Source organism: Streptomyces sp. WAC05374 (assembly GCF_004353505.1).
Taxonomy (GTDB): domain Bacteria; phylum Actinomycetota; class Actinomycetes; order Streptomycetales; family Streptomycetaceae; genus Streptomyces.
On sequence record NZ_SMNQ01000008.1, the window covers coordinates 164040 to 179007 of the forward strand.

Genomic DNA, 14968 nt, shown 5'->3' on the forward strand with positions numbered 1-14968 from the left:
ACCGGGAACTTCGCCGGGTGTCAGTCCGCTTGCATACAGTGGCAGGACTTCCACAGCGGTCCGCGGCGGGTCGCAGCAGGTGAATACAGTGGCAGGACCACCGCGGCGCCCCGCGGCGGACTTTCCGCACAGCGATCGAAGGGACGTACATGCCCATGGGTCACACGGCCACAGCCCAGGCCGGCTCCGGCGGCCTGACAGCGACCGAGCACCGCCTGGCCAACGGCCTGCGCGTGGTGCTCTCCGAGGACCACCTGACCCCGGTCGCCGCGGTCTGCCTCTGGTACGACGTCGGCTCGCGCCACGAGGTGGAGGGCCGCACCGGCCTGGCCCACCTCTTCGAGCACCTGATGTTCCAGGGCTCGAAGCAGGTCCACGGCAATGGCCACTTCGAGCTGGTGCAGGGGGCCGGCGGCTCGCTCAACGGCACCACCAGCTTCGAGCGCACCAATTACTTCGAGACCATGCCCGCCCACCAGCTCGAGCTGGCCCTGTGGCTGGAAGCCGACCGGATGGGCTCGCTGCTCGCCGCGCTCGACGACGAGTCCATGGAGAACCAGCGGGACGTCGTCAAGAACGAGCGCCGCCAGCGCTACGACAACGTTCCCTACGGCACGGCCTTCGAGAGGCTCACCGCCCTCGCCTACCCGGAGGGCCACCCCTACCACCACACACCGATCGGCTCCATGGCCGACCTGGACGCCGCCACCCTCGAGGACGCGCGGAACTTCTTCCGCACGTACTACGCGCCGAACAACGCCGTCCTGTCGGTCGTCGGAGACATCGACCCCGAGCAGACGCTCGCCTGGATCGAGAAGTACTTCGGCTCCATCCCCTCCCACGACGGCAAGCAGCCGCCCCGGGACGGGACGCTGCCCGAGACCATCGGCGAGCAGCTCCGCGAGGTCGTCGAGGAGGAGGTCCCGGCCCGTGCCCTGATGGCCGCCTACCGGCTCCCGCACGACGGCACGCGCGAGTGCGACGCCGCCGACATCGCCCTGACCATCCTGGGCGGCGGCGAGTCCTCGCGCCTGCACAACCGCCTGGTGCGTCACGACCGCACGGCCGTGGCCGCCGGCTTCGGCCTGCTGCGCCTGGCCGGAGCGCCCTCGCTCGGCTGGCTGGACGTCAAGACGTCCGGCGGCGTCGAGGTGCCGGACATCGAGGCCGCCGTCGACGACGAGCTGGCCCGGTTCGCCGCCGAGGGCCCGACCTCCGAGGAGATGGAGCGCGCCCAGGCACAGCTCGAGCGCGAGTGGCTGGACCGGCTCGGCACGGTCGCCGGCCGCGCGGACGAACTGTGCCGGTACGCCGTCCTGTTCGGCGACCCGCAGCTCGCCCTGACCGCCGTCCAGCGCGTCCTGGACGTCACCGCCGAGGAGGTGCAGGCCGTCGCCAAGGCCCGCCTGCGCCCCGACAACAGGGCGGTGCTGGTCTACGAACCCGTCAGCACCGACCACAGCGAGCAGGAAGAGAAGGGGGCCGGCCAGTGAGCGACGCCGCCACGTCCTTGACGTCCATGGAGTTCCACCCGCGGCCCCGCCCCGGGACCGCCAAGCCCTGGGCCTTCCCCGCCCCCGCCCGCGGCACGCTCGACAACGGCCTGACGGTCCTGCGCTGCCACCGTCCCGGCCAGCAGGTCGTGGCCGTCGAGATCTTCCTCGCCGCCCCGCTGGAGGCGGAGCCGCAGGGCCTCGACGGCGTCGCCACGATCATGGCGCGAGCCCTGTCCGAGGGCACCGACAAGCACTCGGCCGAGGAGTTCGCCGCCGAGCTGGAGCGCTGCGGCGCCACCCTCGACGCGCACGCCGACCACCCGGGCGTGCGGATCTCCCTCGAAGTCCCGGTCTCCCGGCTCACCAAGGCCCTCGGGCTGGTCGCGGAGGCCCTGCGCGCCCCCGCCTTCGCCGACAGCGAGGTCGAGCGCCTCGTCCGCAACCGGCTCGACGAGATCCCGCACGAGATCGCCAACCCCTCCCGCCGGGCCGCCATGCAGCTCTCCAAGGAGCTCTTCCCGGCCGACTCCCGGATGTCGCGGCCCCGGCAGGGCAGCGAGGAGACCGTCGCCCGCATCGACGCCTCCGCCGTACGCGCCTTCTACGAGGCGCACATCCGCCCCGCCACCGCCACCGCGGTCGTCGTCGGCGACCTCACCGGCGTCGACCTCGACGCGGTGCTCGCCGACACCCTCGGCGCCTGGACCGGCGACCTGGCCGAGCCGCGCCCCGTGCCGCCCGTGACGGCCGACGACACCGGCCGCGTGGTCATCGTCGACCGCCCCGGCGCCGTGCAGACGCAGCTTCTCATCGGCCGCATCGGCGCCGACCGGCACGACCGGGTCTGGCCGGCCCAGGTGCTCGGCACCTACTGCCTGGGCGGCACCCTCACCTCCCGCCTGGACAAGGTCCTGCGCGAGGAGAAGGGCTACACCTACGGCGTACGGGCCTTCGGCCAGGTGCTGCGCTCCGGCCCCGAGGGCAACGGCGCGGCCATGCTCGCCATCAGCGGCTCGGTCGACACGCCCAACACGGGTCCGGCGCTGGAGGACCTGTGGAAGGTGCTGCGCACCCTCGCCGCCGAGGGCCTGACCGACGCCGAGCGCGAGACGGCCGTGCAGAACCTGGTGGGCGTCGCCCCGCTCAAGTACGAGACGGCCGCCTCCGTCGCGGGCACCCTCGCCGACCAGGTCGAGCAGCACCTCCCGGACGACTACCAGGCGCAGATGTACGCGCGACTGGCTGAGACGGGCACAGTGGAGGCCACCGCTGCGGTCGTCAGCGCCTTCCCGACGGACCGTCTGGTCACGGTCCTCGTCGGCGACGCGGCACAGATCAAGGAGCCCGTCGAGGCGCTCGGAATCGGTGAAGTGACCGTTGTCACCGGCTGATTGACGCGGCCGCTCACCGACGAGCGACGCGGCCCCTCACCGACGAGGGACCGTGAGCAGCGGACCCCGGCATTCCGCCCGATGCCGGGGTCCGCCCGTTTGTCCGCTTTGTTGCGGAGGTTCGGTGTCTGCCCTGTGGCGTGCGCTACAAAAAACCGTGTCTGTTTGGTGATTGAAAGATCGGCCGCTTAGCGTCTAAGCGCTGCCCGACCGGTACCCGCCGCACCCGCGGCACCGGGCAGCGATCGCCGAGTCCCCGTCAGGCGCGAGCCTGGGGAGCCGGGGACCCATGAAGTCCCTGGGGTGAATCGGACGCCTTCGCACCCGCGGAGGGGCCCGTAGGAGACCTTCCTGCTCCGAACCCGTCAGCTAACCCGGTAGGCGAGAGGGAAGGAAAGGACCAGCCACTTCATGGCGTTCACCCGTGCCACCGGGAAGCACCGTGCCCCGAGCCGTCTGAGCCGTAAGAGCGCACACGTCGCCGGAGTCGCGGCCCTCGCCACCACCGGCGTCATCGGAACCCTCGCTTCCCCGGCGCTCGCCGCCGCACCCGACGCCGCCCCGGGCTCGCTGGAGGACACCGGCCTCAACCAGGCGGTCATCACCGACACGCTCGCCGAGCAGCTCGACGCCCAGGCCGAGGCCCAGGAGCTGGAGGCCCAGGAGGCCGCCGCCAAGGCCGCCGCCCAGGCGAAGGCTGAGGCGGAGGCGAAGCGCAAGGCCGAGGCCCGCGTGAAGGCCGCCCGCGAGGCCAAGGAGCGCGCCGACCGCGAGGCCGAGCGCCAGCGGCTCAACGCCTTCCAGCTCCCCATCGCCGGCACGTACGTCAGCACCGGCTACCAGACCGGCGGCGCCATGTGGTCCTCCGGCAGCCACACCGGCATCGACTTCCACGCCGCCTCCGGCTCCACCGTGGTCTCCGTGGGCGCCGGCACCGTCGTCGAGGCGGGCTGGGGCGGCGCGTACGGCAACAACGTCGTGATCCGGATGAACGACGGGACGTACACCCAGTACGGCCACCTGTCGTCCGTGAGCGTCTCGGCCGGCCAGACCGTGATGCCGGGCCAGCAGATAGGCCTCTCGGGCTCCACCGGCAACTCCTCCGGACCGCACCTCCACTTCGAGGCCCGCACCGGCGCCGACTACGGCTCCGACATCGACCCGATCGCGTACCTGCGCTCCCACGGCGTCAACGTCTGACCTTCGTGTGCGTTCCTCAAGGCCCCGGTCCGGGATACGGACCGGGGCCTTCGCCGTGTCCGGGCGTCCCGGAGGCGACGTCCTGGCCAAAAAGAACTCCATGGATTCCGGGTGGCTATCGGAAATTCCGGCCCCCTGCAATAGAGTCACGGAACAGACGTCGAGCGGTTGAGTTTCGCGCGGATTAAGGTGGGGGTTCTGGTATGCGCATTCCGGCGCACTCGGTTTGCACGGCGATCCGCGACGACATCGTCACCGGCGTGTACGAGCGGGGCAGCCGGCTCACCGAGGAGCACCTGGCCCGCCGCTACGGCGTTTCACGCGTCCCGGTCCGCGAGGCGCTGCGCACCCTGGAGTCGGAGGGCTTCGTCACCACCCGCCGCCATGTCGGCGCCTGTGTCGCCGAGCCGACCGAGCACGAGGCGGCCGACCTGCTGGAGATGCGTACGCTGCTGGAGCCGCTGGGCGCCGCACGAGCCGCCCAGCGCCGCACGGAGGCCCACCTCAAGGTGCTGCGCGGACTGGTCAGGCTCGGCCAGGAGCGGGCGCGCCGCGGCCAGCGGGAGGACCTCCGCTCGCTGAGCGGCTGGTTCCACGAGACGCTCGCCCAGGCGTCCGGCAGCCCGGCGCTGACCACCCTGCTCACCCAGCTCCGGCACAAGATCGCCTGGATGTACGCGGTCGAGCAGCCGGACCGGCCGGCGGAGGCCTGGGCCGAGCACGGTGCGATCGTCGACGCCGTCGCGCGCGGCGACGCCGACCGCGCCCGGGCGCTCACCGCGCTCCACGTCGAGCGGTCGCTGCCCCTGCACCGGCTGCGCCGCCCGGAGCGTCCCGAGCGCCCGGCCGGCCATGTGAGGACTTCGCAACATCGCGTAAACACCGCGAGCGCCCGCAATTAACAGCGGCACCGTATACAAAGAGGGGGAATTCCGCCCCCTATTTCGCATGCCCGGAAATAAGTGCGCCCCTCGAAAGAATGGCCGCGGGTGAAGCCGTGTGGCGCTCGGCAATGCGATGGGGAAATGCGGCCGGGTGAGGGCGGCCCGGGGTGCGGGCGGCGTCCCCGGCAAGCGAGGCGGACCCCGGGGACGGATGGGCGCCCGGGGGCAAGGGAGGCGGACCCCGGGGACGGGAACGGGCGACCCCGAGGGACCAGAAAGGAGCCGCACCCACCGTTTCCGGGGGCGCGGCTCCTTGTGCTGCGGTCGTGCGGGGCGGTCAGACCGTCTCGGGAAGCTCCTCGAGGCCCTCGGCGACCAGCTTCGCCAGGCGGTCCAGGGCGGCGTCCGCGCCCTCGGCGTCCGAAGCGAGCACGATCTCCTCGCCGCCCTGCGCGCCCAGGCCCAGCACCGCGAGCATCGACGCGGCATTGACCGGGTTGCCATCGGCCTTGGCGATCGTCACGGGGACGCCGGCGGCCGTGGCGGCACGGACGAAGATGGAGGCGGGGCGGGCGTGCAGGCCCTCGGCCCAGCCGACGTTGACGCGGCGCTCAGCCATGGTGTTGCCCTTCGAGTCTCGGCGGTTGTCTAGACCAGTTGTGGAACTCAGTCTCTCATGTCCGGCGGGGTGCTCTCACCGGCCCCGTCCGCACGGGCGGCCGACCGGCCCGTCCCGCCCCCGCGCGGCCACTCCCGCGTCCGTCGCTCCGCGTTGTCGCTCTGCGTTGTCCACAGCACCTCCGCGAGCGTCTGTCGGCCCCGTACCCTGGGGCCCATGCGGACCCCGTCGGATCAGCCGGAACACGTGTACCCCGACCACTGGGAGGCCGACGTGGTGCTGCGGGACGGCGGCACCGCGCGGATCAGGCCGATCACCACGGATGACGCCGAGCGCCTGGTCAGCTTCTACGAGCAGGTCTCGGACGAGTCGAAGTACTACCGGTTCTTCGCACCCTACCCCCGGCTCTCAGCCAAGGACGTGCACCGCTTCACCCACCACGACTACGTGGACCGGGTGGGGCTCGCGGCCACGATCGGCGGCGAGTTCATCGCGACCGTCCGTTACGACCGGATCAACGCGCAGGGCCTGCCCGCCAGCGCCCCCGCCGACGAGGCCGAGGTCGCCTTCCTCGTCCAGGACGCCCACCAGGGGCGGGGCGTCGCGTCCGCGCTGCTCGAACACATCGCCGCGGTCGCGCGCGAGCGCGGCATCCGGCGGTTCGCGGCCGAGGTGCTGCCCGCCAACAATAAGATGATCAAGGTGTTCACGGACGCCGGGTACACCCAGAAGCGCAGCTTCGAGGACGGCGCCGTACGCCTCCACCTCGACCTGGAGCCCACCGACCGGGCCCTCGCCGTGCAGCGCGCGCGTGAACAGCGTGCCGAGGCGCGGTCCGTGCAGCGGTTGCTCGCGCCCGGCTCCGTCGCCGTCATCGGCGCCGGCCGCGCCCCCGGCGGGGTCGGCCGCACCGTCCTGCGCAACCTCCTCGAAGCGGGGTTCACCGGCCGTACGTACGCCGTCAACCGCGCCCTGCCCGAGGGAACGACCTCCCTGGACGGGGTGCCCGCCCACCGTTCCGTCGCCGACATCGGGTCGCCCGTCGACCTCGCCGTCGTCGCCGTACCGGCGGAGCGGGTCCCCGAGGTCGTCGCCGACTGCGGCGAACACGGCGTACAAGGGCTGGTCGTCCTGACCGCCGGTTACGCCGAACAGGGCGCCGACGGCCGGGAGCGGCAGCGGGAACTGGTGCGCCAGGCCCGTTCCTACGGGATGCGGATCATCGGTCCCAACGCGTTCGGGATCATCAACACCGCGGCCGGCGTGCGGCTCAACGCCTCGCTCGCCCCGCACCCGCCGGTGCCCGGGCGGATCGGACTGTTCACCCAGTCCGGCGCCATCGGCATCGCCCTCCTGTCCGGACTGCACCGGCGCGGCGCCGGCCTGTCGTCCTTCATCTCGGCGGGCAACCGCGCGGACGTGTCGGGCAACGACATCCTTCAGTACTGGTACGACGACCCCGACACCGATGTCGTGCTGCTCTACCTCGAATCGATCGGCAACCCCCGCAAGTTCACCCGGCTCGCGCGGCGTACGGCGGCGGTCAAGCCGGTCGTCGTCGTCAAGGGCGGCCGGCACAGCGGCAGCGCGCCCCCCGGGCACGCGGTACCGGTCACCCGCATCCCGCACACCACGGTCGCGGCGCTGCTCCGCCAGGCCGGTGTCATCCGCGTCGACACGGTCACCGAACTGGTCGACGCCGGCCTGCTGCTCGCCGGGCAGCCCCTCCCGGCGGGCCCGCGCGTGGCCATCCTCGGCAACTCCGAGTCGCTGGGCCTGCTGACGTACGACGCCTGCCTCACGGAGGGGCTCAGGCCGCTGCGGCCGCGCGACCTGACGACGGCGGCCACACCGGAGGACTTCCGTACCGCCCTGTCCGAGGCCCTCCGGAACGACGCGTGCGACGCGGTCGTCGTCACGGCCATCCCCTGGGTCGGCGAGAACGGGGTGACCGAGTCCGGCGACGGCGAGGTCCTCGCCGAGGCACTGCGGGCCGCCTCCGCGGAGGCACCGGCGAAACCGGTGCTGGTCGTCCACGTGGAGATGGGCGCCCTCGCCGACGCCCTCGCCGCCGCGACCAGCACGGGCCCCGCGGCACCGCCCGCCCCGGCGGTCACCCCGCGCACCGCACCCCCGACGCCACCCGCGCCACCGGCCACACCGACCGCCCCCACCACTCCGGGGACCCCACCCACCCACCGCATCCCCGCCTACCCCGCCGCCGAGCGGGCCGTACGGGCGCTGGCCGAGGCGGTCCGGTACGGGCAGTGGCGGCGCCAGGTGACCGACCCCGGGCGCGTCCCCGAGTACGAGGGCATCGACGAGGCGGGTGCCGCCGCGCAGATCGAGCGGGCGCTCGCGCGTGACGTGGACGAGCGCGGCGTCACCCTGCCTGCCGACGCCGCCAGGGAACTGCTCGGGCGCTACGGCATCCCCGTACGCCCCGCGCTGCCCGCGCCCACCCCCGACGCCGCCGTCCGTGCCGCCGCCGGGCTCGGGTACCCGGTCGCGCTCAAGACCACCGCCCCGCACCTCCGCCACCGCCCCGACCTCGGCGGCGTACGCCTCGACCTGGCGACCGAGGAGCAGCTCCGGACCGCGTACGACGAGCTGACCGAGACCCTCGGCAAGCCCGAGGAGCTCCAGCCGGTCGTCCAGGCCATGGTTCCGCGCGGCGTCGACACCGTCGTCCGCGCCGCCATCGACCCCGCCGTCGGCGCCGTGCTGTCGTTCGGGCTCGCGGGCGCGCCCTCCGAGCTGCTCGGGGACACCGCCCACCGCCTCGTCCCGGCCACCGACCGGGACGTCGCCGAGCAGATCCGCTCCATCCGCACCGCCCCGCTCCTGTTCGGCTGGCGTGGCTCCGCGCCCGTGGACACCGCCGCCCTCGAAGAGCTGCTGCTCCGGGTGTCACGACTGGTCGACGACCACCCGGAGATCGTCGCCGTGGCGCTGGAACCGGTCGTCGTCGCCCCGCAGGGCCTGTCCGTCCTCGGCGCGACCGTCCGGCTCGCCCCCCCCCCCCCCCCCCCCCCCCCCGCGCCCCCCCCCCCCCCCCCCCCGCCGGCCCCGCGCCGCCCCAGCCGGCGACCCGGCTCCCGAGCGTGCCGTGCAGTCACCGCGCCCCCGTAGGATGGAGTCCATGGCGAAGACCGGTACGACCACCCAGGGGCTGCGCGCGGCGATCGAGCGCAGCGGCTACTACCCGGCCCTTGTGGCCGAGGCGGTGGAGGCCGCCGTCGGCGGGGAGCCGATCGCGTCGTACCTGGTCCACCAGGAGACCACCTTCGACGCCAACGAGGTGCGCCGCCACGTCACGGTCCTCGTCCTGACGGCCACCCGCTTCATCGTCAGCCACACCGACGAGCAGAACGCGGACACCAGCTCGCCGACGCCGTACGCCACCACCTCCACCGAGTCGGTCAAGCTCGGCCGCATCTCGTCCGTGGTCCTCAGCCGCGTGGTCGCCAACCCCGAGTCGTACACGCCCGGCACGCTGCCGCGCGAGGTGGTGCTGACCATCGGATGGGGCGCCGTCTCGCGGATCGACCTGGAGCCCGCCGCCTGCGGCGACCCGAACTGCGACGCCGACCACGGCTACACCGGCAACTCGACGGCCGACGACCTGAGCCTGCGCGTCAGCGAGGCCGGCGACGGCCCCGAGACGGTCCGCCAGGCCCTCGCCTTCGCCCAGGCGCTGTCCGAAGCCACCGCGGCCACCCGCTGATGGCCCAGCCCGCACACATGGCGTCCGCCTGGCCCGACGAGCCGACGCCGCTCGCCCTCGGCACCGCGCCCGTACCCGAGTACGGCTCCGGCTCCCTCGCCGACCTGCTGCCGACGATCGCCGCCGGCCTGGACGTACCCGGCTTCGAGCACCGGATCGCCGAGCTGACGCCGGCCGACCGGAACTGCGTGTTCCTGATCGACGGCCTCGGCTGGGAGCAGATCAAGGCCCACCCCGACGAGGCCCCCTACCTGACGTCGCTGCTCGGCGGCTCCCGGGGCGGCTCCGGCCGGCCCATCACCGCGGGGTTCCCCGCCACCACCGCGACCTCGCTCGCCTCGGTCGGCACGGGACGCCCGCCCGGCGAGCACGGCCTGCCCGGCTACACCGTGCGCGACCCCGCCGTCGGCGAGCTGATGAACCAGCTCCGCTGGAAACCCTGGACGCCGCCGCACGTCTGGCAGCCGTACCCCACCGTGTTCCAGCTCGCCGACGCGGCGGGCGTCCACACCGCGCAGGTCTCCTCACCGACCTTCAGGGAGACGCCGCTCACCAAGGTCGCCCTCAGCGGCGGAACGTTTCACGGGCGGCTCACCGGCGAGGAGCGGATGGACCTGGCCGCCGAGCAACTGGCCGCCGGGGACCGCTCCCTCGTCTACACGTACTACAGCGAGGTCGACGGCAGCGGCCACCGCTTCGGCGTCGACTCCGACGCCTGGCGGGGCCAGCTCATGTGCGTCGACCGGCTCGTCCAGCGCCTCGCCGACCAGCTCCCGCCCCGCACGGCGCTGTACGTCACCGCCGACCACGGCATGATCGACATCCCGTTCGACGAGCAGTCCCGCATCGACTTCGACGAGGACTGGGAGCTGCGCGCCGGAGTCGCCCTGCTCGGCGGAGAGGGCCGCGCCCGCCACGTCTACGCCGTGCCCGGCGCCGAGGCCGACGTACTGGCGTGCTGGCGCGAGGTGCTCGGCGAGCAGTTCTGGGTGGCGAGCCGCGACGAGGCGATCGCGGCCGGCTGGTTCGGCCCGGCGATCGACGAGCGCGTGCACGGCCGGATCGGCGACGTCGTCGCCGCCGCCCACGACGACGTCATCATCACGGCGTCCGTCAACGAGCCGAACGAATCCGCGATGGTCGGTGTGCACGGGTCGATGACACCCGTCGAGCAGCTCGTTCCGCTGCTCGAAGTGCGTACGTGACGTACCCGCGCAGCCGTACGTCCGTACACCCACCCTCCACCGTCCCGACCCGAAAGGCCGTCACCTCCCCATGCCCGAGCTCGTGTTCTTCTCCGGAACCATGGACTGCGGAAAGAGCACCCTCGCTCTCCAGATCGAACACAACCGCTCCGCACGCGGCCTGCAGGGCATGATCTTCACCCGTGACGACCGCGCGGGGGAGGGGAAGCTCTCCTCCCGGCTCGGCCTGGTCACCGACGCCGTCGAGGCCGCCGAGGGCTTCGACTTCTACGCCTATCTCGTCGCCCACCTCTCCAAGGGCGGCCGCTGCGACTACGTGATCGCCGACGAGGCGCAGTTCCTCGCGCCCGAGCAGATCGACCAGCTCGCCCGTGTCGTCGACGACCTCGAACTGGACGTCTTCGCCTTCGGCATCACCACCGACTTCCGCTCCAAGCTCTTCCCCGGCTCCCAGCGACTGGTCGAACTCGCCGACCGGGTCGAGGTGCTCCAGGTCGAGGCCCTGTGCTGGTGCGGCGCGCGAGCCACCCACAACGCGCGCACGGTCGGCGGCGAGATGGTCGTCGAGGGTGCCCAGGTCGTCGTGGGCGACGTCAACGCCGGTGACGACGCCGGTGAGGTCGGGTACGAGGTGCTCTGCCGCCGCCACCACCGGCGCCGTATGACGGCCGCCACCGCCCGCGCCGCCGCCCTCTCCCCGGACGTCCTGCCGGTCCCGTACGAGGACGACCAGCTCACCCCGGGCCGGCCGGCCGCACGCTAGTTCACCGTCGGCAGGCCCCACGGTGGTTCACCGTCGGCCGGCTGAACGGTGGTTCACCCCCGGCCGACCTCACGGTGGTTCACCCTCGGTTGGCCCCACGGTGGTTCACCCTCGGCCGGCCGACCGCACGATCGTGAACACCGCGCCCTCGGGGTCCACGACGGTCGCCAGCCGCCCGGCCGGGTCGTCGCGCGGAGCCTGAAGCACGCGGCCGCCCAGCTCCGTCACCCGCTGCGCCGTGGCGTCGGTGTCCGCGACCTCGAACCAGGTCATCCAGTGGGCGCCCCGGTCGCGCGGCAGCGCGTTGCCGACCCCGCGCAGCGCGGCGACGGGCCGGCCGTCCACCTTCAGGGTCACCAGGTCCGGACCGGCCGGGGGGACGGGATCGGTCTCGTACCCGAACACCGTTTTGTAGAACTTGCCGACCGCCTCCGTCTCCTGCGTCAGCAGCTCGTTCCACGTGGGCGTGCCCGGGACGCCGACGACGGCCGTGCCGAGGTGCGCGGCGGCCTGCCAGACCCCGAAGACGGCGCCCGTCGGGTCGGAACAGATCACCAGCCGCCCCGCGTCGGCGGCGTCCAGTGGCCCGACGGCGACCGTGCCGCCGCTGCACCGGATCGATTCGGCGGTCTCGTCGGCGTCGTCGGACGCGAGGTACGTCGTCCAGGCGGTCGGCAGGTCCCGGTCGGCCGGAAGCTGGCCGATACCCGCCACTTCCTCGCCGTCCAGCAACCCTCGCACGTACGGGCCGAGCTGTTGCGGGCCCGGCTGGAACCGCCAGCCGAAGAGCGACCCGTAGAACTCCTGTGTCGCGTCAAGACGGTGCACCATCAAGCTCACCCAACAGGGCGTACCAGGTTTGCGCCGAGCCGCCTCGGTCATCGTCACTCTCTCCTCGGACCATCGTCGTGGCCGTGCGGGGGACAGGGCGAGTACGTGCCGTGCCCCGGTGTCGCCACCGGCTGCAGGCCCGGCTGTACGCCCCGTCAGATGCTTGCACCACAGGCCGCGCGGTGCGCCCCGGCCGCGCCGTGGATTGGCGCGATCCCGCAGGAGGATGCCCCAAAAATCGTTGCCCATCCTCGCCGGTGCCGTTCCGCCACGCCGGGACGCCGCCGTCTGCGCGAGGATGGCGTCATGAACCCCATCATCACGGCAACCGCACTCGCCGACGAGCTGTCCGGCGCCCGCCCTCCGGTCCTCCTGGACGTCCGCTGGCAGCTCAGCGGCCCGCCCGGACGGCCGGCCTACGCGGCGGGGCACATTCCGGGCGCCGTGTACGTCGACCTCGACACCGAGCTGGCCGGGCCGCCCGGCGCCGGGGGACGGCACCCGCTGCCGGACGTGACGGCGTTCGGCGCGGTGATGCGCCGGGCGGGTGTGTGCGCCGGCTCACCGGTCGTGGCCTACGACGGCGGGCAGGGCTGGGCGGCCGCCCGTGCGTGGTGGCTGCTGCGCTGGGCGGGCCACGCGGACGTACGGGTGCTCGACGGCGGCCTCGCGGCCTGGCGGGGCGAGCTGTCGACCACGACGCCCACGCCCCGGGCCGGGGACTTCACGCCCCGGCCGGGCGCGCTGCCGCTGCTGGACGCGGACGGGGCGGCGGCCCTGGCGCGGACGGGCCTGCTGCTGGACGCGCGGGCGGGGGAGCGGTACCGGGGCGAGGTGGAGCCGATCGACCCCGTGGGCGGCCACATCCCGGGCGCGGCGTCGGCCCCGACCACGGAGAACGTGGACGAGAACGGCCGGTTCCTGCCGCCCGAGGCCCTGGCCGCCCGCTTCAAGGCCCTGGGCGCGACCGACGCCCCGGAGGTGGGCGTCTACTGCGGCTCCGGCGTCTCGGGCGCGCACGAGGTGCTGGCCCTGGAAATCGCGGGCATCCAGGCGGCGTTGTACGCGGGCTCCTGGTCCGACTGGTCCTCCGACCCGACCCGCCCGGTCGCCACGGGCCCCGCACGCGGCTGACCCGCCGGGCCCGAAGCCCGGGCAGCGACCCGCGACCGCCCGGGCGGACGGAATTCACCCATCCGCGAGGCGTCCGTCGGCCAACCGACCGCCCGCACACAAGGAGCCACCGCCCGCACACAAGGAGCCACCGCCCGCCCGGCAAGGCACCCGCCCGCCCGGCAAGGCGCCGGCCCGCCCGGCAAGGCACCCGGCCGGGCGCGAGGGCACCCGGCCGGACCGGCAGTTACTCCTGCTTCTTGCGGCGCGTGCCGAAGACGATCTCGTCCCAGCTCGGTACCGCCGCCCGGCGGCCGGGACGGACGCCGTCCGCTTCGGCCTGGCGGTCGGTGGTGCCCGTCAGACGGTCGCGGTGACCGCTCACGGCGCGCGGCATCAGTACGTCCGCGTACGCCGAGCCGGCGCCCGCCGACGCGGCGGGGGCGGCAGCAGCCGGGGGCTCCTCCGCCTCCGCTTCCTGGACGGGCTCGGCCGCCGTGGCCTCGGCCGCCGGGCGCTCGGGGACGACCAGGTCGCCCCGGAAGCTCGGCACCGCCTCCAGCAGGCTGGTCAGCGAGTCGCGCTCGGACTCCTCCTCCGGCTCGGGCGCGGGAGCCGGTGCGGCGGGGCGCTCGATCTGGCGGTCCAGGGCCCGGTCCAGCGGCCGGTCGCGGGGGAGGCGTGCGATACGCGGTACGAACGGGAAGCTCGGCTCCTGGACGGCCACCGAGTCGTCGGTCTCGCCGATCAGCGCGCGTGCTTCGTCGTCCACGGCCTGGACCAGCCGGCGGGGCGGGTCGTAGGTCCAGCTCGCCGAGTGGACCTCGCCCGCGACGCGGTAGACCAGCAGGACTTCCCAGGTGCCGTCGTCGCGGCGCCAGGAGTCCCACACCACGGTGTCCTTGTCGGCGCCGCGCAGCAGCAGCCGCTCCTGCACCGCCTCGCCGAGCTGGGGGCCGGTGTTCTCGCCCGGCCGGCGCACAGGGGTCTTGCGCGCCCGCTCGGCCATGAAGGCCCGTTCGGCGAGGACGGGGCCCTCGAAGCGGCGTACGCGCTCGACGGGGATGCCGGCGAGCTGGGCGACCTCCTCGGCGGAGGCACCGGCGCGTATACGCGCCTGGATGTCGCGGGGGCGGAGGTGGCTCTCGACCTCGATCTCGATCTGGCCGAGGCGGGCACGGTCGTTGCGCACGGCGGCGCGCAAACGTTCGTCGATCGGAAGCGTGTACTCCGTGTTGTCGGCAGCCTTCAGCACCAGTCGTGTGCCGTCGTTGGAGACGGCCACGACACGCAGTTCGGGCATGGGGACCTCCCGGGTGGTGCCTGCCGACGTCACCTGCGTCGCTGCTTCCGCTAGTCGAGTGTGGCCTGCCCGGGTGCAGCCTGCCACAACCTTGCCGAGTTGCCCGGCGTGTCGGGCATGGGCCCTGGAACGCCGTTATGGCACGGTTACCTGTTCGCCACTCAGGGTGACCGGCGTGGTCACTCCGTGCAGCAGGCGGCCGTGCGGTGCTGCGGCGCCGCCGGAACGAGTGCCGCTGTCGGCCCCCTCCCGTTGGTCCCGGGACACCCGAAAGGGATCGGGGCCCAGGGCTCGCCACAGTACTCCATTCGGGCCACCTGGGTGGACCGGCGCGCCGCCGAAGTTCTCCCCCGGTACGGCAGTTGGGCACTCATGACCATGCATCACACGTGGTGTCCTTCACAGAATCCCCAGAAATGGAACTTTTCGCTTCGCC

The 14968-nt window shown here is 73.4% G+C and carries 12 protein-coding genes and 1 riboswitch; of the genes, 9 read left to right on the forward strand and 3 right to left on the reverse strand.

What is annotated here, in order from left to right:
* The first annotated feature begins 155 nt into the window (after window positions 1-155).
* The 4 genes from E2B92_RS17880 to E2B92_RS17895 all read left to right on the forward strand — a co-directional run bounded on the left by E2B92_RS17880 (window position 156) and on the right by E2B92_RS17895 (window position 4989).
* Window positions 156-1493 carry a M16 family metallopeptidase gene (locus tag E2B92_RS17880; protein WP_133087606.1) on the forward strand — a complete coding sequence of 446 codons (1338 nt, stop codon included), beginning with the start codon at window positions 156-158 and terminating at the stop codon, window positions 1491-1493.
* Window positions 1494-1519: 26 nt separating this feature from the next.
* Window positions 1520-2887, forward strand: coding sequence for a M16 family metallopeptidase (locus E2B92_RS17885; RefSeq protein WP_133087607.1), 1368 nt, complete (start codon window positions 1520-1522; stop codon window positions 2885-2887).
* A 236-nt stretch (window positions 2888-3123) separates the two neighbouring features.
* Window positions 3124-3286, forward strand: a riboswitch (cyclic di-AMP (ydaO/yuaA leader).
* Between the two features lie 12 nt (window positions 3287-3298).
* Window positions 3299-4087: a M23 family metallopeptidase gene (locus tag E2B92_RS17890; protein WP_126889222.1), complete on the forward strand. Its 789-nt coding sequence runs from the start codon at window positions 3299-3301 to the stop codon at window positions 4085-4087.
* Window positions 4088-4290: 203 nt separating this feature from the next.
* Window positions 4291-4989 carry a GntR family transcriptional regulator gene (locus E2B92_RS17895; protein WP_126889223.1) on the forward strand — a complete coding sequence of 233 codons (699 nt, stop codon included), beginning with the start codon at window positions 4291-4293 and terminating at the stop codon, window positions 4987-4989.
* A gap of 319 nt (window positions 4990-5308) precedes the next feature.
* On the opposite strand, the gene E2B92_RS17900 is transcribed toward E2B92_RS17895, so the two are convergent.
* The gene (locus E2B92_RS17900) at window positions 5309-5590 is read right to left on the reverse strand and encodes an HPr family phosphocarrier protein (RefSeq protein WP_030021209.1); all 282 of its coding nucleotides are present in this window, start codon (window positions 5588-5590) and stop codon (window positions 5309-5311) included.
* 216 nt (window positions 5591-5806) lie between these two features.
* Here E2B92_RS17900 and E2B92_RS17905 point away from each other — a divergent pair, with 216 nt between their 5' ends.
* From E2B92_RS17905 to E2B92_RS17920, 4 genes are all read left to right on the forward strand, one after another.
* On the forward strand, window positions 5807-8722 hold the full coding sequence (locus E2B92_RS17905; RefSeq protein WP_133087599.1) for a bifunctional acetate--CoA ligase family protein/GNAT family N-acetyltransferase: 2916 nt from the start codon (window positions 5807-5809) through the stop codon (window positions 8720-8722).
* A gap of 10 nt (window positions 8723-8732) precedes the next feature.
* On the forward strand, window positions 8733-9317 hold the full coding sequence (locus tag E2B92_RS17910) for a DUF5998 family protein (protein ID WP_126889098.1): 585 nt from the start codon (window positions 8733-8735) through the stop codon (window positions 9315-9317).
* On the forward strand, window positions 9317-10522 hold the full coding sequence (locus E2B92_RS17915; RefSeq protein WP_126889099.1) for an alkaline phosphatase family protein: 1206 nt from the start codon (window positions 9317-9319) through the stop codon (window positions 10520-10522). Before E2B92_RS17910 ends, E2B92_RS17915 begins: the two co-directional genes overlap by 1 nt.
* A 70-nt stretch (window positions 10523-10592) precedes the next feature.
* Window positions 10593-11285: a thymidine kinase gene (locus E2B92_RS17920; protein WP_126889100.1), complete on the forward strand. Its 693-nt coding sequence runs from the start codon at window positions 10593-10595 to the stop codon at window positions 11283-11285.
* A 105-nt stretch (window positions 11286-11390) separates the two neighbouring features.
* Here the strand turns inward: E2B92_RS17920 and E2B92_RS17925 are convergent, their stop codons facing one another.
* On the reverse strand, window positions 11391-12167 hold the full coding sequence (locus E2B92_RS17925; RefSeq protein ID WP_126889101.1) for a VOC family protein: 777 nt from the start codon (window positions 12165-12167) through the stop codon (window positions 11391-11393).
* Between the two features lie 255 nt (window positions 12168-12422).
* Here E2B92_RS17925 and E2B92_RS17930 point away from each other — a divergent pair, with 255 nt between their 5' ends.
* Entirely contained in the window at window positions 12423-13250 is an 828-nt protein-coding gene (locus E2B92_RS17930; protein ID WP_126889102.1) for a sulfurtransferase, read from the forward strand.
* 226 nt (window positions 13251-13476) lie between these two features.
* On the opposite strand, the gene sepH is transcribed toward E2B92_RS17930, so the two are convergent.
* Window positions 13477-14565, reverse strand: coding sequence for a septation protein SepH (sepH, locus tag E2B92_RS17935; protein ID WP_126889103.1), 1089 nt, complete (start codon window positions 14563-14565; stop codon window positions 13477-13479).
* Window positions 14566-14968: the final 403 nt, after the last annotated feature.

Bases quoted from the DNA above. Each gene is read 5' to 3' on its own strand.
- E2B92_RS17880 (WP_133087606.1), top strand. From the start codon at position 156: ATGGGTCACACGGCCACAGCCCAGGCCGGCTCCGGCGGCCTGACAGCG.
- E2B92_RS17885 (WP_133087607.1), top strand. From the start codon at position 1,520: ATGGAGTTCCACCCGCGGCCCCGCCCCGGGACCGCCAAGCCCTGGGCC.
- E2B92_RS17890 (WP_126889222.1), top strand. From the start codon at position 3,299: ATGGCGTTCACCCGTGCCACCGGGAAGCACCGTGCCCCGAGCCGTCTG.
- E2B92_RS17895 (WP_126889223.1), top strand. From the start codon at position 4,291: ATGCGCATTCCGGCGCACTCGGTTTGCACGGCGATCCGCGACGACATC.
- E2B92_RS17900 (WP_030021209.1), bottom strand. From the start codon at position 5,590: ATGGCTGAGCGCCGCGTCAACGTCGGCTGGGCCGAGGGCCTGCACGCC.
- E2B92_RS17905 (WP_133087599.1), top strand. From the start codon at position 5,807: ATGCGGACCCCGTCGGATCAGCCGGAACACGTGTACCCCGACCACTGG.
- E2B92_RS17910 (WP_126889098.1), top strand. From the start codon at position 8,733: ATGGCGAAGACCGGTACGACCACCCAGGGGCTGCGCGCGGCGATCGAG.
- E2B92_RS17915 (WP_126889099.1), top strand. From the start codon at position 9,317: ATGGCCCAGCCCGCACACATGGCGTCCGCCTGGCCCGACGAGCCGACG.
- E2B92_RS17920 (WP_126889100.1), top strand. From the start codon at position 10,593: ATGCCCGAGCTCGTGTTCTTCTCCGGAACCATGGACTGCGGAAAGAGC.
- E2B92_RS17925 (WP_126889101.1), bottom strand. From the start codon at position 12,167: ATGACCGAGGCGGCTCGGCGCAAACCTGGTACGCCCTGTTGGGTGAGC.
- E2B92_RS17930 (WP_126889102.1), top strand. From the start codon at position 12,423: ATGAACCCCATCATCACGGCAACCGCACTCGCCGACGAGCTGTCCGGC.